This window comes from Curtobacterium oceanosedimentum (assembly GCF_040545555.1).
In the GTDB taxonomy this organism is placed as follows: domain Bacteria; phylum Actinomycetota; class Actinomycetes; order Actinomycetales; family Microbacteriaceae; genus Curtobacterium.
Genome location: NZ_JBEPMD010000002.1, coordinates 261,233 through 284,961, shown reverse-complemented (window position 1 = coordinate 284,961; position 23,729 = coordinate 261,233). Strand labels below are relative to the sequence as shown.

Annotated in this window: 19 protein-coding genes; 13 read left to right on the top strand and 6 right to left on the bottom strand. The window is 73.2% G+C overall.

What is annotated here, in order from left to right; genetic code table 11:
- The first annotated feature begins 48 nt into the window (after positions 1–48).
- From ABIC52_RS03240 to ABIC52_RS03220, 5 genes are all read left to right on the top strand, one after another.
- A complete protein-coding gene (locus ABIC52_RS03240) occupies positions 49–1,641 on the top strand; it encodes a DNA-3-methyladenine glycosylase 2 family protein (protein WP_354026662.1) in 1,593 nt (530 codons plus the stop codon).
- The gene (locus ABIC52_RS03235; protein ID WP_354026604.1) at positions 1,638–2,255 is read left to right on the top strand and encodes a methylated-DNA--[protein]-cysteine S-methyltransferase; all 618 of its coding nucleotides are present in this window, start codon (positions 1,638–1,640) and stop codon (positions 2,253–2,255) included. The genes ABIC52_RS03240 and ABIC52_RS03235 overlap by 4 nt, the downstream gene beginning before the upstream one ends.
- Before the next feature lie 321 nt (positions 2,256–2,576).
- Entirely contained in the window at positions 2,577–3,365 is a 789-nt protein-coding gene (locus ABIC52_RS03230; RefSeq protein ID WP_161972651.1) for an alpha/beta fold hydrolase, read from the top strand.
- A 66-nt stretch (positions 3,366–3,431) separates the two neighbouring features.
- A complete protein-coding gene (locus tag ABIC52_RS03225) occupies positions 3,432–4,304 on the top strand; it encodes a hypothetical protein (RefSeq protein WP_238638210.1) in 873 nt (290 codons plus the stop codon).
- 164 nt (positions 4,305–4,468) lie between these two features.
- Positions 4,469–5,944, top strand: a complete 1,476-nt coding sequence (locus ABIC52_RS03220) for an APC family permease (protein WP_209675641.1) — start codon at positions 4,469–4,471, stop codon at positions 5,942–5,944.
- A 97-nt stretch (positions 5,945–6,041) separates the two neighbouring features.
- Here the strand turns inward: ABIC52_RS03220 and ABIC52_RS03215 are convergent, their stop codons facing one another.
- On the bottom strand, positions 6,042–6,785 hold the full coding sequence (locus tag ABIC52_RS03215; protein ID WP_354026603.1) for a LysE/ArgO family amino acid transporter: 744 nt from the start codon (positions 6,783–6,785) through the stop codon (positions 6,042–6,044).
- 70 nt (positions 6,786–6,855) lie between these two features.
- Here ABIC52_RS03215 and ABIC52_RS03210 point away from each other — a divergent pair, with 70 nt between their 5' ends.
- Positions 6,856–7,776 carry a LysR family transcriptional regulator ArgP gene (locus ABIC52_RS03210; protein ID WP_354026602.1) on the top strand — a complete coding sequence of 307 codons (921 nt, stop codon included), beginning with the start codon at positions 6,856–6,858 and terminating at the stop codon, positions 7,774–7,776.
- Positions 7,777–7,832: 56 nt separating this feature from the next.
- Here ABIC52_RS03210 and ABIC52_RS03205 read toward each other — a convergent pair whose 3' ends face one another.
- Positions 7,833–8,378, bottom strand: a complete 546-nt coding sequence (locus tag ABIC52_RS03205) for a TetR/AcrR family transcriptional regulator (RefSeq protein WP_126892010.1) — start codon at positions 8,376–8,378, stop codon at positions 7,833–7,835.
- 133 nt (positions 8,379–8,511) lie between these two features.
- Here ABIC52_RS03205 and ABIC52_RS03200 point away from each other — a divergent pair, with 133 nt between their 5' ends.
- The 5 genes from ABIC52_RS03200 to ABIC52_RS03180 all read left to right on the top strand — a co-directional run bounded on the left by ABIC52_RS03200 (position 8,512) and on the right by ABIC52_RS03180 (position 15,378).
- The gene (locus ABIC52_RS03200; RefSeq protein ID WP_354026601.1) at positions 8,512–9,546 is read left to right on the top strand and encodes an aldo/keto reductase; all 1,035 of its coding nucleotides are present in this window, start codon (positions 8,512–8,514) and stop codon (positions 9,544–9,546) included.
- 467 nt (positions 9,547–10,013) lie between these two features.
- Positions 10,014–11,942, top strand: coding sequence for a glycosyltransferase family 2 protein (locus ABIC52_RS03195; RefSeq protein ID WP_354026600.1), 1,929 nt, complete (start codon positions 10,014–10,016; stop codon positions 11,940–11,942).
- Positions 11,939–12,679, top strand: a complete 741-nt coding sequence (locus ABIC52_RS03190) for an efflux RND transporter periplasmic adaptor subunit (protein ID WP_126892008.1) — start codon at positions 11,939–11,941, stop codon at positions 12,677–12,679. The genes ABIC52_RS03195 and ABIC52_RS03190 overlap by 4 nt, the downstream gene beginning before the upstream one ends.
- 84 nt (positions 12,680–12,763) lie before the next feature.
- The gene (locus tag ABIC52_RS03185) at positions 12,764–14,755 is read left to right on the top strand and encodes a glycosyl hydrolase (protein ID WP_354026599.1); all 1,992 of its coding nucleotides are present in this window, start codon (positions 12,764–12,766) and stop codon (positions 14,753–14,755) included.
- Between the two features lie 125 nt (positions 14,756–14,880).
- On the top strand, positions 14,881–15,378 hold the full coding sequence (locus tag ABIC52_RS03180) for a hypothetical protein (RefSeq protein WP_354026598.1): 498 nt from the start codon (positions 14,881–14,883) through the stop codon (positions 15,376–15,378).
- Between the two features lie 12 nt (positions 15,379–15,390).
- Here the strand turns inward: ABIC52_RS03180 and ABIC52_RS03175 are convergent, their stop codons facing one another.
- Both ABIC52_RS03175 and ABIC52_RS03170 read right to left on the bottom strand, forming a co-directional pair.
- Positions 15,391–16,170 (bottom strand): Fpg/Nei family DNA glycosylase, encoded by a 780-nt coding sequence (locus ABIC52_RS03175; protein WP_126892006.1) that lies wholly within the window; start codon positions 16,168–16,170, stop codon positions 15,391–15,393.
- A 116-nt stretch (positions 16,171–16,286) separates the two neighbouring features.
- Positions 16,287–21,131, bottom strand: coding sequence for an ATP-dependent helicase (locus ABIC52_RS03170; RefSeq protein ID WP_209823777.1), 4,845 nt, complete (start codon positions 21,129–21,131; stop codon positions 16,287–16,289).
- A 150-nt stretch (positions 21,132–21,281) separates the two neighbouring features.
- Between ABIC52_RS03170 and ABIC52_RS03165 the strand changes: the two genes are divergently transcribed.
- Entirely contained in the window at positions 21,282–21,959 is a 678-nt protein-coding gene (locus ABIC52_RS03165; protein WP_209823778.1) for a PadR family transcriptional regulator, read from the top strand.
- A gap of 100 nt (positions 21,960–22,059) precedes the next feature.
- Here the strand turns inward: ABIC52_RS03165 and ABIC52_RS03160 are convergent, their stop codons facing one another.
- Positions 22,060–22,680: an alpha/beta hydrolase gene (locus ABIC52_RS03160; RefSeq protein WP_354026597.1), complete on the bottom strand. Its 621-nt coding sequence runs from the start codon at positions 22,678–22,680 to the stop codon at positions 22,060–22,062.
- Between the two features lie 73 nt (positions 22,681–22,753).
- Here ABIC52_RS03160 and ABIC52_RS03155 point away from each other — a divergent pair, with 73 nt between their 5' ends.
- On the top strand, positions 22,754–23,296 hold the full coding sequence (locus tag ABIC52_RS03155; RefSeq protein ID WP_058729559.1) for an NUDIX hydrolase family protein: 543 nt from the start codon (positions 22,754–22,756) through the stop codon (positions 23,294–23,296).
- An 82-nt stretch (positions 23,297–23,378) separates the two neighbouring features.
- Here ABIC52_RS03155 and ABIC52_RS03150 read toward each other — a convergent pair whose 3' ends face one another.
- On the bottom strand, positions 23,379–23,579 hold the full coding sequence (locus tag ABIC52_RS03150) for a CsbD family protein (protein ID WP_022903197.1): 201 nt from the start codon (positions 23,577–23,579) through the stop codon (positions 23,379–23,381).
- Positions 23,580–23,729: the final 150 nt, after the last annotated feature.

Genomic DNA, 23,729 nt, shown 5'->3' with positions numbered 1-23,729 from the left:
TTCCCGCCAGTGACCGTCGGGGGTGCGTGCCAGGCTGACGGCGTGACGATCCCCGCACCACACACGGAGCCGCAGCCCGACGCGCAGCCCGCAGAGCTGCACGCCGAGCGTCACCGCGCCGTCGCCTCCCGCGACGCGCGGTTCGACGGCCAGTTCGTCACCGCCGTGCACTCCACCGGCATCTACTGCCGCCCGAGCTGCCCCGCCCGGACCCCGCGCGCCGAGGGCGTCACCTTCTACCGCACCAGCGCCGCCGCGCACCTCGCCGGCTTCCGCGCCTGCAAGCGCTGTCTGCCCGAGGCGACGCCGGGCAGCCCGGAGTGGGACCTCCGCGAGGACGTCGCCGGCCGCGCCGTCCGCCTCGTCCTCGACGGCGTCGTCGAACGCGATGGGGTGCCCGGCCTCGCCGCCCGAGTCGGCTACTCCGAGCGGCAGCTGAACCGCATCCTGACCGAGGAGCTCGGGGCCGGACCGAAGGCCCTCAGCCGGGCGCACCGTGCGCAGACCGCGCGGACGCTGCTGACCTCGTCGGACCTGCCGGTGGCCGACGTGGCGTTCGCGTCCGGGTTCTCGAGCGTGCGGCAGTTCAACGACACCGTCCGCGAGGTCTTCGCCCTCACCCCCTCCGAGCTCCGCGCCCGCCGGGCGGACGGCTCGGCGACGGCCGACGACGGCTGGCTGCACGTGCACCTCCCGGCCCGTCCGCCGTTCGACCTGCAGGGCCTGCTCGACTGGCACGCGCTCCACGCGCTGCCGGGGCTGGAGCACGTGGAGCGGGACGCCTCGGGCCGCGTCACTGCCTACGGTCGCTTCGTCACCCTGCCGGGAGGCCCGGCCCGCTTCACCGCATCGGCCCCCGCCACCGACCGGGCCGGCCGGGGCGCGGGGCGCGTCGGGGTCGCCCTGCGGGTCCGGCTCACGACGCTCTCCGACCTGCCGACCCTGGTGGCGCGGGTGCGGGCCCTGTTCGACCTCGACGCCGACCCCGAGGCGGTCGACGCCGTCCTCGCCGCGGACCCGGTGCTCGCCCCGGCGGTGGCGCGGGTCCCGGGCATCCGCCTGCCCGGTGCCGTGGACGCGCACGAGATCGTCGTCCGCACCCTGATCGGGCAGCAGGTCTCCGTGGCCGCTGCCCGCACCGCGCAGACCCGGCTCGTGGCGGCACTGGGGGAGCCCGTCGACCCCGGCCTGGCCGAGGGCGGGCTGCTGTTCCCGACCGCCGCGTCGATCGCGGCCCGCGGGCACGAGGTCCTGCGGGGACCTGCAGCGCGGGTGGACACGATCCTGCGCGTCGCCGTGGCGCTCGCCGAGGGGTCGCTCGTCGTCGACGCGGGACAGTCCCTCGCGGAGCTGCGCGCCGGGCTCCTGGCGGTGAAGGGCATCGGACCCTGGACGGCCGACTACGTGGCCCTCCGGGTCCGACACCACCCGGACGTGTTCCTGCACAGCGACCTCGCCGTGCGGAACGGTGCACAGGAACTCGGACTGCCCGGTGCCGCCCGCGAGCTGTCCCTACGGTCGGAGCAGGTGGCGCCGTGGCGGAGCTACCTGACGATGCACTGCTGGCGTCCGATCGTCGACCGCGCGAGCGCGGCGGCGGAGGCGGCCGCCGCGACGGACCACCAGGAGGAGACCCCATGACCGACCCCACGACGACCGGACCCGACGTGGTCGCATCCGACGCGACCGCGACCGCGACCGCGACCGCGACCGCCCCCGGAGTGTCCGGACCCGGGCTGCCCGAGCCCGCTGCGACCATCCAGACGCTCGACACCCCCGACGGCCCGTTCACCGTGCTCGAGGACGCCGAGGGTCACGTGCTCGCGTCGGGGTGGACCGACGACTCCGCCCGGCTGCTCGCGCGGCTGGCCGATCGGCACCGCCCCCGTCGGCTGACCGACGGCCGGGTGCGCGCTGCCGAGGCGGTCGAGGCCTTCTACGCGGGCGAGGTCGAGGCGGCGATGCGGGTCCCGGTCCGCCAGCACGGCACCGAACTCTTCACGGAGGGCTGGCGGCAGCTCCGCGCGATCCCGGCCGGCACCGTCCTGACGTACACCGAGCTCGCGGCGGCCATGGGGCGACCGGAGGCCGTCCGCGCGGCAGCGAGCGTCTGCGCCCGCAACGCCCCGGCGCTGTTCGTGCCCTGTCACCGGGTGCTGCGGTCCGACGGGACGCTCGGCGGCTTCGCCTGGGGCCTCGACGTCAAGCGATCCCTGCTGGAGCGTGAGTCGGTCGGTGTGACCGCACTGGTCTGAGTCGGTCCGGCAACCCGCACCGAGCCGGGCTGTCCGAGCAGGTTGCACAGGGAACGTGGAGCGCTCCCCCTGGTTGCGGGTGGTGACGCTCACGGCCCGGACTGTCATGCTCTGGGTACCGACCCGCACGGTCCGTCCGCAGGACCCGGCGCAGCGCCGTCGCCCACCTCGGAAGGACCCATGCCCGCCGACCAGCACGCTCCGCCCGGACAGCCGCCCCGGCGGTCACCCGAGCGTCCACCCGGAGGTCCCGGGCACGACCCCGGGCACGATCCCGGGCACGATCTCGGGCGCGACCCAGGGCACGTCGACCGCACGGTCGTGTCCGCGGACGGCACGGTGCTCGCGGTCGCCGAGAGCGGCTCCGGGCCCGCCCTGGTGCTGGTCGGCGGCGCGTGGGACCACCACGGCAGCCCGGCGACCGACCGGATCGTCGCCGCGCTCCACGACCGCTACCGGGTCGTCACGTACGACCGACGTGGTCGGGGCGCGAGCGGGGACACGGCACCGTGGTCGGTCCAGCGCGAGGTCGAGGACCTGGCCGCGGTCACGGCCTCGGTCGGTGGCCCGGTCGACGCCGTGGGGTGGTGCGTCGGTGCCGGCGTGGTGCTGCGTGGCCTCGCAACCGGCGTGCCGTTCGGTCGCGCGGTGCTCTGGGAGCCGCCGTACCGCGCCTCGGTCGACCCGCAGGGCGACGACGTGCTGTTCGCGGACTTCCTCGACGGACACGTCGCAGCCGGACGCCGCGCCCAGGCGGTGCGGGCGTTCCTGTCGCGGGTGCTCGGCGTCCCGATCCCGCACATCACGGCGGCCCGTCTCAAGCCCGGCCTCTGGCGGTCGCTCCTGGCCGATGCCCACGTGCTCGCCCGGGACGTCCGGGTGCTCAACGGCCTCTCCGTGCCCGAGCGGGTGGCCGCATCGGTCGGCGTGCCGGTGCTCGTGGCCTCCGGCGACCGCGGAGCGGAGTGGATGCGGCAGGCCTCGGTCGCACTCGCCGAGGCGGTGCCCGGTGCGCGGCACCTCGTCGTCCCGGGTCAGGGGCACGTACCGGAGCCCAGCGTGCTCCGTCACCTGGTCGACCGGTTCGTCGGGCTCCCGGCGCCCGAGTGACCCGACCGCCCGAGCCCCGATTCCCGAGCGGACTGGCGGGCAGCGCGCATGCGAGAGGATGAGGACGTGACTGCTCCCCGCCTCGGCCTGCTGCTCGACGTCGACGGACCCATCGCCAGCCCCGTGACCCGCACGATCGCGATCCCCTCGATCGTGGCCGACCTCGTCGCGCTCGCCGCCGAGGGCGTCCCGATCGTCTTCAACACGGGCCGCAGCGACGCGTTCATCCGCGAGCAGGTCGTCGGTCCGCTCGTCGCCGGAGGGCTCGCCGAGGGTGGCCGTGTCCACGCGGTGTGCGAGAAGGGTGCCGTCTGGTGCTCGATCGGCCCGCAGTACGACGGCGGGATGAGCGACCTGGTGATCGCCGAGGACCTCGCGCTCCCGCGGGACTTCGCCGACGAGATGCGCGACCTGGTCCGTGACGAGTACGCCGACCTGGTGTTCTTCGACGAGACGAAGCACGCGATGGTGTCGATCGAGCAGCGCGTGGAGGTGTCGAACGCCGCGTACCTCGCCCGCCAGGCCGAGTTCGACGCGAAGGCGATGGCGGCGCTCGAGCGGCGCGGGCTCGGTGTCCGCCGGCTCGACGACGTCCGGCCCGACGCCGACGGTGCCGTGCAGTGGCGGGTCGACCCGACGATCATCTCCACCGACGTCGAGTCGGACCGGTCCGGGAAGGACATGGGGGCCGAGCGTGCCCTCGAGCTGCTCGCGCAGGACGGGGAGCTCCCGGTGACCTGGCGGACCGTCGGCGACTCCCGGAGCGACTACGCGATGGCTGACTGGCTGCACGCCAACGGGCACGACGTCGCGCACGTGGACGTCCGGCCGTCGGACGGGGTGCCGGCGACGCCGTACCCGGTGCTCACCGCTCCCGACGGGATCATCCACGACGAGGCGGGCGCGCGCTTCCTGGCCGACTGGCGCCACGGGGCCTGACCCGCACCGCTGCGCGGGCGACGACCGGGGCGGACGGACACCGTGCCTCCCGTCCGGACGGCTGGTGCTGCTGGGACGCACGACGGGGCGGCGCCGTTTGCGAGCCGGGGTGGTACACCAGTACCCTCACGGGGTCCACCGCCAGCCGTTTGACGGGAACCCCCATGGCATCACCGCTCCGCATCAAGTCGATCGAGGCCTCCCTCGCCGACTCCGAGGAGAAGGGCCGCTCGCTCAAGCGGTCCCTCAAGACGTTCGACATCGCCGCGATGGGCATCGCGGTCGCCGTCGGCGCCGGCATCTTCTCGGTCGGCGCGAACGCCGCTGCGAACTTCGCCGGGCCGAGCGTCATCATCTCGTTCCTGCTCGCCGCCGTCACGTGCGGCCTCGCCATCATGTGCTACGCCGAGTTCGCCTCGACCATCCCGGTCGCCGGCTCCGCGTACACCTTCACCTACGCCACGATGGGCGAGCTGCTCGCGTGGATCGTCGGATGGGACCTCATCCTCGAGACCCTGACCGCGAGCGCCGTCATCGCGAAGTACTGGGGCATCTACCTGAGCACCGCGTTCGGGGTCTTCGGCATCGACCTCCCCGACACGATCCAGCTCGGTCCGATCGGCTTCACGTGGGGCCCGGTCCTCATCGTCGGCGTCTTCACGCTGCTGCTCGCGTTCGGGACGCGTCTGTCGTCGCGGGTCTCGGCCGTCATCACGGTCATCAAGGTCGCGATCGTCGTCTTCGTCATCGTCGCCGGTGCGTTCTTCGTCAAGGCGGCGAACTTCGCGCCGTTCGTCCCGCCGGCGGAGCCGTCCAAGGGTGCCGAGGGCGGCGTCCTGACCCAGTCGCTCGTGTCGTTCGTCACCGGTCAGGCACCGGCACAGTACGGCGTCTTCGGCCTGCTCGCCGCGGCCTCGCTCGTGTTCTTCGCGTTCATCGGGTTCGACGTCGTCGCGACGAGTGCCGAGGAGACCGAGAACCCGCAGAAGACCCTGCCTCGTGGCATCTTCATCGGACTCGGCATCGTCACGCTGCTCTACATCGGCGTCAGCATCGTCATCACCGGCATGGTGTCGTACCAGCGCCTCGCCGACGAGGAAGCGCCGTCCCTCGCGTCGGCGTTCGACATCGTCGGGCTGCCGTGGGCGGCCGGCATCATCGCCATCGGGTCGCTGATCGGCCTGACGACGGTCGTCATGGTCCTGCTGCTCGGCCTGTCGCGCATCGTGTTCTCGATGAGCCGCGACGGACTGCTGCCGCGCTGGTTCTCGAAGACGAACCCGAAGACGCAGACGCCCGTACGGGTGCAGGTCGTCGCCGGTGTCGTCGTGGCGTTCATCGCAGGCTTCACCGCGGTGGAGCGCCTCGAGGGCATGATCAACATCGGCACGCTCTCGGCGTTCGTGCTCGTGTCGATCGGCATCGTGGTGCTGCGCAAGACCCGCCCGGACGCACCCCGTGCCTTCCGGGTGCCGTGGGTGCCGGTGCTGCCGATCCTCTCGGCGGTGCTCTGCTTCTGGCTGATGCTCAACCTCGAGGTCGAGACCTGGCTGCGCTTCATCGTGTGGCTGGCGATCGGGTTCGCGATCTACTTCGGGTACAGCCGACGCAACAGCCGGGTGGGCAAGGGCCTGCAGTAGCGGCGGGCTCCGCTCCCGAGGAACCACGGAACCGACGTCGAACCAGCTCAGCGGGCTGGTTCGACGTCGGTTTCCTGGTTCGGCACGGACCGCGCCGCTAGGCCCCGACGGCGAGTGCGACACCGAAGGACAGCATCACGACGGCGACGAGCCCGTCGAAGACCCGCCACGTGAGCGGCTTCGCGAACAGCGGGCGGAGCAGCCGTCCCCCGAACCCGAGTGCGCCGAACCAGAGGCAGCTCGCGGCGACCGCGCCCACGGTCCACCACCAGCGGTCGTCGACGCCCTGCTGGTTCGCCACCGAGCCGAGGAACACGAGCGTGTCGAGGTACACGTGCGGGTTCGCCCACGTGAACACGAGCATCGTCGCGACGGCCGCGCCGAGCGTCGGGACCGCGCGTGCCGCGGAGGCGGTCCGGGTCGCGACCGCGGGCGTCGAGCTCCGGCCGGGAGGCTCCTCCTCCGCCCGTCCCGCCGGTGCGGCCGTCGCCGGGGTCACCACACCGTCGTCCGCCGCGTCCTGCTCGACGGCCATGGCCTCGCCGCTGGGACGCAACGCCCGTCGGGCCGCGAGCACGCCGTACACGACGAGGAACGCCGCGCCGACGAACCGCACCACCACGAGCGCGACGGGGAACCGTTCGACGACCACCCCGACGCCGAGCACCCCGGCGACGATGAGCACCGCGTCCGACACGGCGCAGACGGCGACCGCGGCGGCGACGACACGCACCGGCGCGCTGACCGCGAGGCGGAGCAGGTAGGCGTTCTGCACACCGATCGCGACGATCAGGGCGAGGCCGGTGCCGAGGCCGGAGAGCAGGGGGAGGAGCGCGGTCACGGTCCCGACGCTAGGAGTCGCACCTGGTTCAGTCCAGCTCACGTTCCTGCAGTACCGTAAGCTCTGCTGCATGCTCCGTCTGCAGCGGGACCACCTCGAGACGCTCCTCGCCGCGGTCGACCACGGCACCCTCGACGCAGCGGCCCGGGCACTCGCGATCACGCCGTCCGCAGTGTCGCAACGGATCAAGGCGATGGAGCAGCAGCTCGGACGGGTCCTGCTCCAGCGCACGACACCCGTCGCGCCGACCGCCGACGGCGCGGTGGTGCTCCGGCACGCGCGGCAGGCCAGGCTCCTCGAGGACGAGACCGCCCGGGCGCTCGGCGCGGGCGGGGACGCCGACGCCCCCGTCGTGCCGTCGATCCCGCTCGCGGTGAACGCGGACACGCTCGGCACGTGGTTCCTCGACGCCCTCGCCCTCGTCCGAGCGGACACCGAGGTCGTGTTCGACCTGCACCGCGAGGACCAGGACCGCACCGCTGAACTCCTGCGCGCCGGCACGGTGATGGCCGCGGTCACGGCCGAGGCCGACCCCGTGCAGGGCTGCTCGTCCGTGCCGCTCGGCATCGACCGCTACCGAGCCGTCGCCTCGCCCGCCTTCGTCGACCGGTACCTGGCCGGAGCGGCGTCGGAGCGGCAGATGACCGTGCGGTTGGACGCCGTCCCGCTCGTCGACTACGACCGCGACGACGACCTGCAGCAGGGGTACCTCCGCCGGGTCCTCGGGCACGCTCCTCGTGGGCCGCGACACTTCGTCCCGACCTCGGCGGACTTCGCGCGCGCGGTGTCGCTCGGCTTCGGGTGGGGGATGCTGCCCGAGGCCCAGTGCCTCGACGGCCTGCGCAGCGGTGCGCTCGTCGAGCTGACGCCCGGGCGCCGGGCCGACGTGGCGCTGTGGTGGCAGCGGTGGAACCTGGCGTCACCGCTGCTCGAACGGGTGACCGAGGCCGTGCGGGCCACCGCGCGCGAGCGGTTGCACCAGCCGGGCTGACCGCGGACGCTCCCCGCCCCTCCCAGCAGGCCGCGGAGCCCGCCGGCGGTGCCGGGTCAGACGGTCGCCCGCCAGCGCAGCCCGTCGACGAGCAGCCCGACCAGCTGCTGGCTCTGCTCGGTCGTCGGCGCCCCGTGGCAGAGGTCGGCGACCGCGCGGAGCAGCTGCGTGGCGTCGATGTCGTTGCGGATGGTCCCTGCTGCCGAGGCCGCGTCGAGCAGACCGGTCAGCGCCCCGCCGAGCCGGCCGATGAACCAGGGGTGGAGTCCCTCGAACGCCGGGTCACCGGACTGGAGCGCCGCAGCGAGCCCGCGCTTCGTCGCGACGAACCCGGTGAACCGCTGGAGCCAGAGCGCGAGGGCCTCGTCCGGCTCGTGGTGGTCGGCGAGGTCCGCGGCGGCGTCGGCGCACTCCTCGACGGCCTGCTGGAACACCGCGACCACCAGGTCGGAGCGCTGGGGGAAGTGGCGGTAGAGCGTGCCGACTCCGACGCCGGCGAGGTCGGCGATCACCTTGGCGGGAGCGTCGACGCCCTGGTCGGCGAACACCTGACGAGCGGCGTCGACCAGGGCGTCGAGATTGCGGCGGGCATCGGCGCGCACGGTTCCTCCGAACGGGATCGCGGTGGGGGCTTGCGGAAACGGAACGGCGTTCCGTATCGTTGCGGAAGAGTGTTCCGCTTAGAGCCAGCCTACGACGACCGGCCGCGGGACGCCACCGACAGGAGGCACCACCATGCAGTACCGCACCCTCGGCCGCACCGGCATCCAGGTCAGCCCCTTCGCGCTCGGCGCCATGATGCTCGGCACCGACGGTCGCATCGGCAACGGCGACGAGCAGGACTCGATCCGCATCGTGCACCGCGCGCTCGACGCCGGCATCAACGTCATCGACACCGCCGACCGCTACTCGCAGGGCGGGTCCGAGGTCCTCGTCGGGAAGGCGATCAAGGGCCGGCGCGACGACGTCGTCCTCGCCACGAAGTTCAACGGTCCGATGGGGGACGACCCGAACCGGCGCGGGAACTCCCGTCGCTGGATCACCACGGCGGTGGAGGGCTCGCTCCGACGCCTGCAGACCGACCACATCGACCTGTACCAGGCGCACCGCCCCGACGACACCGTGGACCTCGAGGAGACCCTGTCCGCACTCACCGACCTCGTCCGGAGCGGCAAGGTCCGGGCCATCGGCTCGTCGGACTTCCCCGCATCGATGCAGGTCGAGGCGCAGTGGACCTCCGAGCGCCGCGGTCTCGAGCGCTTCCGGTCCGAGCAGCCGACCTACTCGATCCTCAGCCGCGGCATCGAGCGCGAGGTCCTGCCGGTCGCCCAGCGCTACGGCATGGGAACGCTGGTGTGGAGTCCGCTCGCCGGCGGCATGCTGACCGGGCGCTTCCGTCGGGGACAGCAGAACGACCTGTCGCGGGCGGGCATGTTCCGCCACGACCAGGACGACCGGCGGATCGACGCCGTCGAGCAGGTCGTCGCCCTCGCCGAGGAGACCGGCATCCCCACGACCCACCTCGCCCTCGCCTTCGCGATCGCGCATCCCGGCGTCACCAGTGCGCTGATCGGACCGCGGTCGACGGAGCAGCTCGACGACCTGCTGGCGGCGGCCGACGTCGCGCTCTCCGACGAGGTGCTCGACCGCATCGACGCGATCGTCCCGCCGGGCACCGACGTCACGCGGCTCGACCAGCAGTACCAGCCGCCCGCGCTCCTGCGACCCGAGCTCCGCCGTCGTCCGGCCGCCGAGCGCTCCGCCGCCTGATCCCCCCGACCCCTCTCGCAAAACGCAACCCCGGCGGTTGCTCGCAGCGCTGTACCGCTGCGAGCAGCCGCCTTCGTTGCGTTTCGCGGAAGCGGGAGGGCGGGAGGGGGAGCGGGCCGGGGAGCCGTCGTCACCCCGACCCCGCACCGCCGAGATGCGGGAAACCGCAAGAAGCGGCGGGGTCCTGCGGGATTCACGGGACGGACACACGAGCGCGTCGAGCGGGTCGTAGTGTCGCTGACGACCGACGGCACGGGCCGTCGTCGCACGACCGCTCTCGACACACCGAACTCCGCGACCGCACCCTCGGTCGCGACCTCCCCGGCGCAGGATCCCTGGTCCCGCCGCCGAGCCGGACCCCCGAACGGTCCGGCCCATGTCGCCACAGTCGCCGACGCCCGTCTCGCGACCCGTCGGCGTCCCTGCCTGTGGGCCGTGAGTCTCTCCCGACCCGACAGGAGATCCTCATGTCCGCACCCACGGACGTCCGTCGCTCGCGCCCGGACGCCAGTGCTCCGCAGCACCGCCGGAGCGCGCCACCGCAGTCCTCCGACGTGGCCCGGCCCGTCCAGCAGCAGCGACCGCAGCCGCAGCTGCTCCCGCCGCAGCTCACCCCCCGTGACCCGGAGCCTGCGCGCCGAGGCCAGCTGACCGAGCAGGTCCAGCACGCGCGACCCCGGTCGGAGAGCCGCGCGCACAGCCCCGTCATGGTGCTCATCGTGCTCGTCGCGACCCTGGGCGTGATGGCCTACGCGGTGTTCCTCCTCGACCCGGCGAACCGCGGCGACCTCCTGCCGTACGGCCTGGTGATCATCGCGGAGAGCGTGCTGGTCGGCCAGGCGCTGCTGTCGATGTGGACGATCCTGTCCGGCGGCGCCGACCCCCGGGACTTCGCGTTCCACCACACGCAGGACACCCTGTTCGACCGGGACACGATCGAGCGCGACGGGCTCACCGACCAGCCGCACCGCTGGCCGATGCACGTGCGTGGGCGCCGGGTCGAGGTCGACGTGTTCATCACGGTCTACGGCGAGGAGCTGTCGAAGATCGCGGCCACCGTCCGGGCAGCGGTCGCGATGCGCGGCGAGCACCGGACCTGGGTGCTCGACGACGGTCGGAACGACGACGTGCAGGCGCTCGCCGCCCAGCTCGGCGCGCGGTACGTCCGCCGCCTGTCGTCGCACGGCGCCAAGGCCGGCAACATCAACCACGCCCTGACCCTGGCCAAGGGCGACTACTACGCCGTGTTCGACGCCGACTTCGTCCCCGAGCCGGAGTTCCTGTTCGAGACCGTGCCGTTCTTCGCGGACGACACCATCGCCTTCGTGCAGACACCGCAGACCTACGGCAACCTGCACAACCTGGTGTCGCGCGGCGCCGGCTACATGCAGACGGTGTTCTACAAGTTCATCCAGCCCGGTCGGAACCGCTTCAACGCGGCCTTCTGCGTCGGTACCAACGTCATCTTCCGCCGCAGCGCGATCGACGACATCGGCGGCATGCACACCGACTCGAAGTCCGAGGACGTCTGGACCAGCCTGATGCTGCACGAGCGCGGCTGGAAGTCGGTGTTCATCCCGATGACCCTGGCCGTCGGCGACGCTCCCGAGACGATCGAGGGCTTCACGAAGCAGCAGCTGCGCTGGGCGACCGGCGGGTTCGAGATCCTGCTGACGCACTTCCCGTTCAACCCGAAGCACCGCCTGACCATGGACCAGCGACTGCAGTACCTGGTCACCGCGAGCTTCTACCTGACGGGCATCGTCCCGGGTCTGCTGCTCCTGGTGCCGCCGCTCGAGATCTTCTTCGACCTGCGCCCGATGAACCTGTCGATCGGTGCCGGTGAGTGGGTGCTGTTCTACCTCGGCTTCTACCTGATGCAGGTCGTGCTGGCCTTCTACGCGCTCGGCTCGTTCCGCTACGAGACGCTCCTGCTCGCCGCCGTGTCGTTCCCGATCTACGCGAGCGCGCTCTGGAACGTCCTGTGCGGCAAGGAGCAGGCCTGGCACGTCACGGGGGCGGACCGCGGCCGGACACCGTCGCCGTTCAACTTCATCGTCCCGCAGGTGCTCGTCTTCGTGTTCCTCGCCCTGACGAGCGTGGTGGCGGTCTGGCGCGACACCGGCAACGGCCAGTTCACGCTCGCGACGGCCTGGAACATCACGAACACCCTGGTCTTCCTCGCCTTCATCGTCGCGGCGTTCCGCGAGCAGGCCCGGAACCGCGTGGCCGACCGTGCGCGTGACCGCGGCGAGCCGGCCCGCCCGGCCGCGCTGCTCGCGCAGGCGCCGGCCAGCCCGGTCCGGACGACCGTCGTCCGACCCGACACCCTCGAACCCCAGCGCGCCGCGATCGCCGGCGTCGCGATGCAGATGCAGGACGGACCCCGCGCATGACCTGGACCAACCGACTCCGACTGTTCGGCGGCCTCGTGGTCGTCCTGGTGATCGTCGCCGCGTGCACGCTCGTCTTCAACCAGCGGCAGAGCGCCGTGGCCAGCACCTCGGCCGCGATCGCCGCGCAGGAGTACGCCGTGGGCACCGACTACGGCGGCACGGTCACCGAGGAGTACGTCCAGGAGGGCGACTCCGTCACCAAGGGCGAGAAGCTCCTGCAGGTGCAGAGCCTGCAGCTCGCCCAGGACATCCGGAAGGGCGTCGTCGGCGCGGACACGCAGACGAGCGCGTACGACATCGGCGAGGACGGATTCATCACGTTCAAGGCCGAGGTCTCCGGCACCGTCGCGAAGGTCGACGTGAAGACCGGCGGGTACGTGCAGGCGGGTTCCGAGCTCGGCACCATCCACAAGCAGGACAGCCTGTTCGTCACGTCGGAGTTCACGGTCACCCCGCGCGACTACGGCCGGATCCAGAACGGCGCCGAGGTCGAGCTCCGGCTGCCCGACGACCGCACGATCACCGGCACCGTGAAGAACGTGAGCGTGGAGACGAACGACGCCGGCAAGGCGAAGACCACCGTCGACGTCGAGAGCCCCGAGCTGTCGGCCTCGCCGTCGTCGGGCATCACGAGCCCCGGAACGCCGGTCGACGCGACCCTGCACCTGCGCGACGACGGCACGCTGGCGGGCGTCACCGACGCCGTCCGCGACTTCTCGCGTCAGATCGGGCTGTAGCCGGTGCGGCACCACCTGCACACCGACGGCCGCCCTTCGGGCGCACGCCGGGCCTCCCGACCGCTGCTCCTGGCCGTCCCCCTGGTGGCGTCCGTCGCCCTGCTGCTGAGCGCGTGCACCGGGACGGGAGGCGCGGACCACCCGACCCCGTCGGCCACCGCGACCGACTCGGCGGCCCAGGCGCGCGCGGTCGCCGCCCTGGGTGACGTCGCGTCGTCCACGGTCGGCACGATGCGCCTGGCGGAGGGACTCACCCCGCCGACGAACCGGTGGTTCTCCGGCCTGGTGTTCGGCGACGCGCCGCAACCGGTGTTCCCGACGCCGATCTCGTGGCAGGTCACGGACCACGGCTTCGCGGCCGGGCTGCCGGACGTGACCGCGACGGAGAAGACGATCGCCGGTGGAGCCGTGCCGCAGGTCGGCTTCGACCTCGGGGCGACGAGCACGGTCGTGTCGGCGTACGACGCGGTCTCGGTGACCGTCGAGCACCGCGACGGCGACACCGTGCTCGGGCACTCGGTCGTCGCCGAGGGCTCGCCCCTCGTGACCTACACCGCGGACCGCGACCAGACCCTGACCGGTACGTCGCCGCTCGACCCGACCGGTGACGGCACGGCGACGATGTCCGGCGGCGGCCGGACCTGGCAGGTCGTCGTGCGCGACGGCTCGGTCTCCCGGTCCGGCGTGACCCTGCGCAGCGGCGGCTCGGTGGTGCTCCTGCCGACGCCCGACGGTGCGTCGTCGTCCGAGGTCAGCCGGCTCGTCGAGGCCGCACGGCCGCTCTCCGGCACCTCGCTGGAGCGCAGCGCGACCGGCGGGTCCCAGCGCACCACGCTGTCGTACGACTTCGACGGCGGTGCCGGCGTGCTCGTCCCGCAGCCCGGCCAGGGCACCCGGGGGCTGACGTGCACCGACCTGCGCGTCGCGACCCTGATGGGTCCGGCGCCCGTCTGCACCGGGACGGCGCTGCGCTTCGGCGTCGACACCGTCGAGCCGTCCGACCGGCTCGACCTGTCCGGCCTGACCGACGGCCAGCGGGACACCCTCGCGGCGCAGGTGCGGCAGGACGCAGCCGGGGTGGACGCGTCGTCGTACGCCGCGGACTCGTACGGCGGCGGCAAGGACCTGTACCGCGTCGCGACGCTGTACCGGCTCGCCGTCGCACTCGGGCTCGACGACCAGGCCGCAGCGCTGAAGACGTCCGTCGTCGCCGAGCTCGACCAGTGGTTCGACCCGGCCGGGTGCGGTGGCAGGACCGCCCGGTGCTTCGCCCACGACCCGGAGGTCCACGGGCTCGTCGGGCAGCAGGCGTCGTTCGGGTCCGACGAGTTCAACGACCACCACTTCCACTACGGGTACGTGCTGTCCGCCGCCGCGATGGTGGCCGACGGCGACGCGTCCCTCGTCCGGAAGTGGCGCACCGTCGCGGACCTCGTCGCGGCGGACATCGCCTCGCCGACCGCGACCGCGTCGTTCCCCGCGCTCCGTGTCTACGACCCGTACGCGCAGCACTCCTGGGCGTCCGGCTACTCGCCCTTCGCCGACGGCAACAACCAGGAGTCGTCGTCCGAGGCGGTGTCCGCGTGGAACGGCCTCGCCCGCTGGGGTGCCGTGTCCGGGTCGTCGACGCTCGAGTCGACCGGCACCTGGCTGCTGTCGAACGAGGCCGCCTCGGCGCAGCGTGACGTGCTCGATCCCGACCTGTCGGCGTTCCCGGGCTTCACGCACCGGGTCGTCTCGCTGACGTGGGGCGGGAAGCGCGACCACGCCACGTGGTTCAGTGCGGCGGCCGCTGCACCGGCGGGGATCGAACTCATCCCGATGCCGGCGATGGCGGGCGAGTACGTCGACGCGGGCGGACGGCAGCAGATCCAGCGGGTGCTCGACGAGGCCGTGCCGGACGGCCGCTACGGCGTGCAGTTCGGCGACTACCTGCTCATGTACCGGGCCCTCGGCGGGAAGGCCGACGCGGCGGCGGCACTGCGCGACGCCGAGCAGCTGCCGGACGCGGTCATCGACTCGGCGAACACGCGGTCGTACCTGCTCGCGTGGATCATGACGCGGGACCGGTCGTAGCGGCCGGTCCTCGCATCCCCTCGACGGGCGGCACGGCGGTCTCCGGACCGCGGTGCCGCCCGTCGTCGTTCGCTTCCCGGACGCCCTGGGGTCCTGCACGGGGACCGCGGCCTACCGTCCACGCCATGACCACGCGAGCCAAGACCGCCACCGCGCTGCTCGGCGCTGCCACCCTCGCCCTGCTCCTGACGGCGTGCGACCCGGGCGGCGCCCAGAACATCGACCCGGTCGGCAAGGTCCCGGGCGACGAGCAGAAGTCGCAGTCGGCCGAGTGCGCCGTCGCGTCGAGCAACGCCGTGGACGCCATCGGCACCGCCGTCGGCCCGCACGACACCACGGACTTCGCCGACGTCGCGAAGGGCGACGGCGGCTGGTACCTCGCGGCGTCGATCGTGCCGTCGGACAGCAAGGACGCGAACGACGACGAGCTGACCATCTGGGCGACGGAGACCGACCCGACGGCCAAGGACTGGGACGGCACGATCTACGCCGTCAACCAGACCGCGAAGGACGCAACCTCGGACGAGTCGCGGTCGGCGTCACCGGCGCCGAGCTCGTTCAGCGCGGACTCCGACGCCGCGAAGCGCGCCGAGAGCTGCGCCGTCGAGGCCGCCGACCGCTGAGTCGCGCCCGCGTCAGGTCTGGCAGCGCGGGCACCAGTAGGTGTCCCGCAGCGTGAGCTCCGAGTCGCCGAGCTCACCCCGCCGCACGGGCGTCCCGCACCGGAGGCAGGGCTTGCCGGCACGGCCGTAGACCCAGAACCGACGCCCGGGCCGGTCGACCCCGGTCGTGACGCGGTTGCTGCGGTCACGGTTCATCGTGATGAGCCGGTGCGACAGCGCGATCGCCCGCGCGGGGTCGGGTACCTGTCCCACGGGTCGCGTCGGCAGCACCCCGCGCAGGAAGCAGAGCTCGTTCCGGTACACGTTGCCGAGTCCGGCCAGCACCCGCTGGTCGAGCAGCGCGAGTCCGATCGGCCGCTCCGGGTCGGCCGTCAGGTTCTCGAGCGCCCGGTCGGCGTCCCAGTCGGGGCCGAGCAGGTCGGGGCCGAGGTGCCCGACCACCTCGGACTCCTGGTCGCGCGGGACGACCTCGAGCACCCCGAGGGTGAACCCGACGGTCGAGACGTCCGCGGCGTCGAGCACCACGCGAGCCTGGTGCGCCGGTCGCCGCCACCGCTCACCGGGGGCGTAGACGTCCCAGCGGCCCTCCATCTTCAGGTGCGAGTGCACGGTCAGGTCGCCGATGCGGTGCAGCAGGTGCTTGCCGCGTGGCACGACCTCGTCGACCGTGCGGCCGACCAGGTCGAGCGTCGCGAACGCGGGGACGCGGAAGTCCGAGCGGGTCAGGACCTTGCCCGCGAGCGCGGTGTGCAGGCGCCGGGCGGCGCGGAAGACGGTGTCACCCTCGGGCACGGTGCACCTCCGCTCCCGCTCCGGTTCGTCCGCCTGCCCGTGCCGGGTTCCGGTCACAGGCACGGGCACGGCCGCGGGCTCGGCCACGGGGACGCGGCCGGGAGGCCCTGGTCGCCTCAGACACGCAGCCGCAGTCCCTGCGGGGTCGCCGTGAACCCCGCCTCGCGCAGCGCCGACCCGAGCGGCGTCTCCAACACGAAGTCGCCGTCCACCCGTTCGACCGAGAGCTTCCGCAGGCCGCTCCGCACGGTCGCCGCGATGGAGCGTGCCGCGACCGCGAGGTCCGCCGGGTCGTCGGTGAAGGTCAGGACGGACTTGCCCCCGCGCTCGACGTACACCGCGAGGCGGCCGTCGACGGTGGTCACGAGCGCTCCGGCCTTCCGCCCCGGGCGGTGCCCGCGCCCACCCGTGGTCGTCGACCGGGTCGGTGCGGCGGCGGCAGTGGTGGACGTGGCCGGTGCTGCTGCACCGCGGGCGCCGGTCGGGGCGACGGCGTCGGCAGCGGCGGACCCCGCGTCGGGGTCAGCGGGGGCGTCCTCCGACGGCCACGGCAGCGCGGCGCCGTACGGGTTGGCCGGGTCCGTCGCGGCGAGGGTGAGCGCCTGACGCTCGCGGTCCGGGTCGGCACGCTCGTCGTCGTCGAGGTCCCGCGCGTACGTCCGGAGCCGGTCGACCGTGGGGCTCGTCGCGAACTGCGCCGCGCCGAGTCCCTCGACAAAGTAGCCCCGGCGTGCACGACCCGACTCCTCGAACCGGCTGAGCACCCGGTAGACGCCGGCGAACCCGCCGCGGACGCCCTCGACCTGCACGGCGCCGCGGGTCACGACCCCGTACCGCTCGAGCAGCTGTTCCGCGGTCGCGGCCGCGCGCAGCGTCGAGTCGGACTCGGCGAGCGGCAGGATCGACCACCGACCGCCGACGGACGGCGGGCCGGACTGCGACGGCAGCGTCGGCCGACGACGCCCGCGGTACGCCCGAGCCCGCGGCGCACTCGTCGACCGCGCCTTGCCGCCGAGCATCGCCCGGAGCGGCGCGAAGGTGTCGTTCGTGACCTGGCCCGCCCAGACCAGGTCCCACAGCGCGGTCGTCAGGGCCTGGTCGTCCGTGCTGCCGACGGCCTGGCCGAGCTGCCGGAAGAAGTAGGCGCCGCCGCCGGCCAGGGCGCCGAGGACGTCGCGCTGCAACTCGGTGGTCTCGCCGCCGTCGGGCTCGGCGAGGGTGGTCGACGCGGTCTCGGCAAGGTGCAGGCGCACCCAGCCGTCGTTCCCGGGCAGGGTGCCGCCGCCGGACCAGAGGACCTCGCCGGTGGCGGTCAGCTCGTCGAGCATGCTCGTGGAGTAGTCGGTGACGCGGGACGGCAGCACCAGCGTCTCCCACGCGCTCGCGGGCAGGGCGACCCCGGCCAGCTGGTCGATGACCTGCAGCACGCCGTCCACGCCCCGGAGGCCGCCGCGGGTACCCGGTGCCTGCACGTGCTGCCACGCGGGCAGGAACCGGGCGAGGGTGTCCGGCGAGACCGGCTCGACCTCGTGCCGGAGCGCGGCGAGCGACTTCGTGCGGATGCGGCGGAGGACCTCGGCGTCGCACCACTCGGCGCCCTGGCGGTCCGGGCGGAACTCACCCTCGACCACGCGGCGGTCGGCGACCAGTCGGCGCAGGGTGTCCTGCACGACGGCGATGCCGAGTCCGAGCCGGGTCGCGGCCTCCTGCGCGGAGAACGGCCCGTGCGACCGGGCGTACCGGCCGACCAGGTCGCCGAGGGGGTCGGCGACGGGTTCGACGAAGGCGGTCGGCACGCCGATCGGCAGCGGGACCCCGAGGGCGTCGCGCAGGCGGGAGGCGTCCTCGATCACGGACCAGCGCGTCGTCCCGCCCTGCGAGAACGACAGCAAGCGGCGGTCGCGCTCGAGCGTCTCGAGCGCCGACCGGACCGTCGCACGCGCGGCGTCGGAGCCGGCGGTGCCGAGGCCGGCGGTGTCGGGGGTGCGACTGTCGGTGTCCGCGCTGTCGGCCACCCAGCTGCGGGCGACGAGCTCGTCCAGCTCCAGGGCACCGACGAGCCGCAGCACGTCGACGAGCCCCTCGGTGTCGCGCGCGCGACGGTCCGGGGAGAGCCGCTGCAGGTCGCGCTCGACCGACGCGATGACGGCGGGGTCGAGGAGCTCGCGCAGCTCGGCCCGCCCGAGCAGCTCGCCCAGCAGCGTGGAGTCGAGCGACAGTGCCGCCGCCCGACGCTCTGCCAGGGGCGAGTCGCCCTCGTACATGAACGCCGCGACGTACCCGAACAGGATCGACCGGGCGAACGGCGACGGCTGCTCGGTCTCACGCTCGACCAGGCGGATCCGGCGCTCGGCGATCTGGTCCGAGATGCCGAGCAGTGCCGGCACGTCGTAGACGTCCTGCAGGACCTCGCGCACGGTCTCGAGCACGATCGGGAACGTCGGGTACTTCCGGGCGACCTCGAGCAGCTGCGACGCCCGTTGACGCTGCTGCCACAGCGGGGACCGCTGGCCGGGGTTCCGACGGGGCAGGAGCAGCGCCCGCGCCGCACACTCGCGGAACCGGGCGGCGAAGAGCGCCGAGCCGCCGACCTCGTCCGTGACGAGTGCCTCGAGGTCGTCCCGCTCGAACACGAACAGGTCGGCCCCCGGCGGCTCGGCGTCGGTCTCCGGGATCCGCACGACGATGCCGTCGTCGGCCGCCATCGCGTCGCCGTCGATGCCGTGCCGTTCGCGCAGGCGCGCGCCGACCGCCAGGGCCCACGGCGCGTGCACCTGCATGCCGTACGGCGAGTGCAGGATGAGCCGCCAGTCGCCGAGCTCGTCGCGGAACCGCTCGACCACGAGCGTGGTGTCGTTCGGCACGTGTCCGGTCGCCGCCCGCTGGTCGCGCAGGAACGTCAGCAGGTTCGTCACGGCGCGCTCGTCGAGCCCGCCGGCAGCGACGCGGGCGCGGGCGTCCTCGTCGGACGCGGCGTCGACCTCGCGCACGAACGCACCCGTCGCGCGGCCGAGCTCGGCCGGACGTCCGATGCCGTCACCCTTCCAGAACGGCACGCGGCCGGGTTGCCCGAACGCGGGGCTGACGATCACCCGGTCGTGCGTGATCTCCTCGATCCGCCAGCTCGTCGCACCGAGGGCGAAGACGTCGCCGACGCGGGACTCGTAGACCATCTCCTCGTCGAGCTCGCCGACGCGCGACGCCTTCTCGCCGACCATGAAGACGCCGAACATCCCGCGGTCGGGGATCGTGCCGCCGCTCGTGACCGCGAGCCGCTGGGCGCCGGGACGCCCGGTCAGGGTGCCGTGCACGCGGTCCCACACCAGGCGCGGCCGGAGCTCGGCGAACTCGTCGCTCGGGTAGCGACCGGTCACCAGGTCGAGCGTCGCCTCGAACGCCGAGCGCGGCAGCGAGCTGAACGGCGCACTGCGGCGGACGAGCTCGAACCAGTGCTCGACCTCGACGGTGTCGATCGACCCGGCGGCGACGGTGTGCTGCGCGAGGACGTCGAGCGGGTTCGCGGGCACCGAGATCGACTCGATCTGCCCGGAGACCATGCGCTCGACGGTGACCGCGCTGTTCACGAGGTCGGCGCGGTGCTTGGGGAACAGGACGCCGCGGGAGATCTCACCGACCTGGTGTCCGGCGCGACCGACGCGCTGCAGGCCGCTGGCGACCGACGGCGGTGCCTCGACCTGGACCACGAGGTCGACCTCGCCCATGTCGATGCCGAGCTCGAGCGAGCTGGTCGCGACGACGCAGCGCAGGCGTCCGGACTTCAGGTCGTCCTCGATGATCGCGCGCTGGTCCTTCGACACGGACCCGTGGTGGGCCCTGGCGAGCACCGGGACCGCCGGGTCGGAGCCGCCGCCCTCGGTCTGCCCGGACTGCCCGATCACCTGGGCCGGCGGACGCTTCGGCTGCGCGACGGGCGCGTGTGCCGACGCGCGACCGGGGGACTGCGTGACGGGAGCCGACCCGGCCACCGCGCCCACGGCCTCCGGAGCGACGACCGCCGCCGTGTCGACGGCCGCGAGCACCCGCTCCTCGTGGATCTCGTTCAGCCGCGCCGTCAGGCGCTCCGCGAGCCGGCGTGAGTTCGCGAACACGATCGTCGACCGGTGCTCCTCGATGAGGTCGACGACGCGTTCCTCGACGTGGGGCCAGATCGAGCCGTTCGTCGGTGACTCGGTCGCGTCCGCGCCGACGGGCGGGGCGCCGAGCTCGGTCATGTCGTCGACGGGCACGACGACGCGCAGGTCGAAGGTCTTCTGTGCGGGCGGGGCGATGATCGACACGGGGGCGCGTCCACCGAGGAACCGTGCGACCTCCTCCGCCGGGCGCACGGTGGCGGACAGGCCGATGCGCTGCACGGGCTTCTCGAGCAGGTCGTCGAGTCGTTCGAGCGAGACCGCCAGGTGGGCGCCACGCTTGGTCGACGCGACCGCGTGCACCTCGTCCACGATGACGGTGTCGACGTTCACCAGGGTCTCGCGCGCCTGCGAGGTCAGCATCAGGTAGAGCGACTCGGGCGTGGTGATGAGGATGTCCGGCGGCTGTCGCAGGAGCCGTTGCCGGTCGGACGACGGGGTGTCACCGCTCCGGACGCCCACCGTGACCTCGGGCGGTTCGGTCCCGAGCCGACGCGCGGTCTGCGTGATGCCGACGAGCGGGCTGCGGAGGTTCCGCTCGACGTCGACGCCCAGCGCCTTGAGCGGGGAGACGTACAGCACGCGGGTGCGCTGCTTCGCCGGCGGGCGGTCGGTCGCGCTGATGAGCCGGTCGATCGACCACAGGAACGAGGCCAGCGTCTTGCCGGAGCCGGTCGGCGCGACCACGAGCGCGTGCTGCCCGGTGGAGATCGCGTCCCACGCGCCGGCCTGTGCCGCGGTCGGGCCGGGGAACGCGCCGCGGAACCACTCCGCGGTCGCGGGGGAGAAGCGCTCGAGGACGTCCGTCATGGTCCGTCCCATCCTGCACGTCGCCACCGACAGCGGGCCGGGCGGAGGAGATCCTTGACACAGCGATACGTAGCGATCTATCGTTGAGCCATCGCGATAGGAACAGAACCAATCGCGAGCTCACTTCACCACCGACAGGAAGGAGTCTTCATGCGCCCCTCGCACGATGACCTCGACAGCACCACGCCCCGCCGCGGCACCCGCGGCACCGGTCCGCGCGGCCCCCGCTTCGGCGGCGCGCGGCAGCACCACGGCCACGGCTTCCCCGGCCGTGACCGTGGCGACCACGACCACGGCGGACGCGGCGGCTTCGGCCCCGGCTTCGGCGGACGCGGCTTCGGCCCGGGCTTCGGCCCCGGGTTCGGCGGCGGCCCCGGGTTCGGCCGCGAACGCCGCCGCCGCGGTGACGTCCGCCTCGCGATCCTCGGCCTGCTCGCCGAGGGTCCGCAGAACGGCTACGCCGTGATCAAGACCATCGCCGAGCGCACCGGCGGCGCTTGGAAGCCGAGTCCCGGCTCCGTCTACCCGACGTTCCAGCAGCTCGTCGACGAGGACCTCGTCGTCTCGACCGGCGACGGCCGCAAGACGCTCTTCGAGCTCACCGACGCCGGCCGCGCCGAGGCCGAGGCGAAGGCGGACGAGATCGCCGCCGCGTTCGACGCCGCACCGGGCATGCCCGACACGCAGCGCGAGTTCGTCGAGGCCCTCCGCAAGGCCATGGGGGTGCTGCACGTGTACCGCACCAGTGCCTCCGACGAGCAGACCAAGGCGGCGACGGCGAAGGTCGACCAGCTCCGCAAGGACCTGCTGCAGATCCTCGCCGAGTAGCGCCGTGCCGGACGGGAGGCGCGTGGCGGGCCCGCCACGTGCCTCCCGTCCGTCAGCCGGTCACCCGGTCACCTCCGCGTACCGGTCGCGGGAGCGGTCGTCAGGAGGCGTCGACGAACGCCGCCACGTCGGCGAGCTCCTCGGCGGACACCGCGTGCGGCAGGCCGGCGTACGACCGGTCGGTCACGTCGGTGTTCGCCGCGGCCCACGCCTGCGTGCGGGCGGTGGCCTCGGCCGGGATCACCGGGTCGAGGTCGCCGTGCCCGAGGAAGACCCGCGGACGGACGGCTGCGACGGCCTCGTCCCGTGCGTCCGTCACCCCGGGCACCACGAACCCGGAGAGCGACACCGCGAAGGCGAAGGCCGCAGGTCGGGCGCGCAGCAGCTGCAGCGCCATCGAGCCGCCCTGCGAGAACCCGAGCAGCCCGATGCGCGGGTGGTCGGCGGACACGGAGTCGATCCAGTCGAGGACGCCCTCGACGGCGGCGTCGACCGGCTCGAGCGCGGGCGACCCCGGCGTGCCGAGCGGGTACCAGGAGAACCCGGGCCCCCACGGCATCGGCGCGCGGAGCGACGCGATCGTCCACGCGGACGGCAGCGCGGGCGCCAGACCGAGCAGGTCGCGCTCGTGCGAGCCCACCCCGTGCATGGCGACGAGCAGGGGCGTGCCCGCGCGTTCCCCGGTCGGACGGGTCCACTGCACGATGTCCGCATCGATCACGTGGACAACGCTAGCCGTCCACAGCGACCGCGCCTCCCGCCGAACTCGCCGGGGCGACTGGTAGACACGGTGCATGGCCTCGCTGCGCACCCCCGACCCCGACTCCGGCTGGCTGTCCGACGAGGAACTCGCGAACGTCCGTCGTCGGCTGCCCATCTGCTACGTCGAGGCACTGCCCGTCCGGACCGACGGACTCGGCGTCGTGACCGAGGTCGGCGTGCTGCTGCGCGTCGCACCGAGCGGCTCGATCGCCCGAACGCTCGTCTCCGGTCGCGTGATGTTCGGTGAGTCGATCCGGACCGCGCTCTTCCGGCACCTCGAGAAGGACCTCGGGCCGATGGCCTTCCCGCAGCTCCCTGCGAGCCCCACGCCGTTCACCGTGGCCGAGTACTTCCCGCTCCCCGGTGCCTCGGTGTTCACCGACGAGCGGCAGCACGCGATCTCCCTCGCGTACGTGGTGCCCGTGACCGGGACCTGCGAGCCGCGGCAGGACGCCCTCGAGCTCACGTGGATGAGCCCGATGGAGGCAGCCTCGGACGCGGTGGCCGAGGAGATGGAGGGCGGTCGCGGAGCACTCCTGCGCGCCGGTCTCGCCTCGGTCGGTGCCCTGCACTGACGGTCCGACCGACACCCGGACACGACGAAGCCCCCGGAACCGCATGGTTCCGGGGGCTTCGCAGCGCGGTCGTGGACCGGCTTCAGTGCTTCTCGTCGCGGAGGGAGTCCGCGACGCCGTGCGCCGCGTCCTTCACGTCGTCGACACCCTGCTTGGCCGACGCCTTGGCCTGGTCGGTCTGACCCTCGGCCTTCAGCTTGTCGTTGCCGGTCAGGTTGCCAACGCCCTCCTTGACCTTGCCGACGAGCTTCTCGCCGGTGTGGTTCTCTTCGCTGCCAGCCATACGGTCTCCTTCCAACGACGGACGATTCCCCGTCGGCCACTCACGCGGCCTTCGGTGAAGGAGAACCTACGCGGGAGCACTCCTGCTGCTCCCACCGGACGTCCAGGTTCCGGATGCCGACGCGAAAGCGACAGGACGCTGCCGAACAAC